Source organism: Mucilaginibacter sp. P4_G9 (assembly GCF_056400985.1).
The window spans coordinates 1-1,067 of the sequence record NZ_JBFUKF010000809.1 but is presented as its reverse complement, the minus strand read 5'-3'; the positions used below and the strand labels follow the sequence as shown (position 1 = coordinate 1,067).

At 37.7% G+C, this 1,067-nt stretch carries 1 protein-coding gene; it reads left to right on the top strand.

The features are described from left to right. A partial coding sequence (locus AC1DPZ_RS27805) for an HsdM family class I SAM-dependent methyltransferase (RefSeq protein ID WP_477409629.1) occupies nt 1-1,067 on the top strand: 1,067 nt, incomplete at both ends.

Sequence of the window (1,067 nt, the reverse complement as noted above, 5' to 3'; positions counted from 1 at the left end):
GCTTCAACCTCATCATACCATTACTTATCTATTTAACAAACAGAATGAAGATGATTTTGCCAAACTTTTCGATGATACTTTAAGGCAAATTAGCATTAATAATCAAGAGATTTATTCTGTCAAGTCGGCCTCCGGTGCCAAAGACAAAATGTTTGATGAACTTAGTCAATTCATTAGCGATCATTCACAGCGCGATGCGTTCTGCAAGGCTTTGATTAATAAGCTGTTTGAATTTAGTTTTGAAGGAATGTTTGGAGAAAAATATGATTTCTTCGCCACTATTTTTGAATATCTGATAAAAGATTATAATTCTGATGCCGGGGGTACATATGCAGAATATTATACTCCGCATGCGGTAGCTCGTATTATGGCTGCTATACTTGTCAATGATGAACCGCAGGGTGTCAAAGTATATGACCCTAGCGCGGGATCGGGGACGCTATTAATGAATATAGCACACGCGATAGGCGAGGATAAATGCAGTATTTATAGCGAAGATATATCTCAAAAATCAAGCAATATGCTTAGGCTAAATTTAGTCTTAAATAACTTAAGCCACAGCATTCCTCATATCATCAAGGGTAATACAATATTAGAACCTTATTACCGAGAGGAAAAATTTGATTACATCGTAAGTAACCCTCCCTTTAAGTTGGATTTCTCTGATTTTCGTGAAGACTTGGATAATGACATAAATAAAACGCGTTTTTTTGCGGGCATTCCTAAAGTGCCCAAAAAGGATGTTGACAAAATGTCTATTTACTTGCTGTTTATACAGCATATTATGTACAGTCTTAGTATGAGAGGCAAGGCGGCAATCGTTGTTCCCACTGGATTTATTACGGCGCAAAGCGGAATTGAAAAGAAAATACGAGAGCAGATGATAGAAAGGGGGTGGCTTCGAGGAGTGATTAGTATGCCTAGTAATATTTTTGCAAGCACAGGCACCAACGTAAGCGTTTTGTTTTTAGATAAAGAATCGGATAGTGAACAAATAGTGCTGATCGATGCAAGTAAGTTGGGTTCTGAAGTTAAAGACGGAAAGAGTCAAAGGACTGTATTGTCGC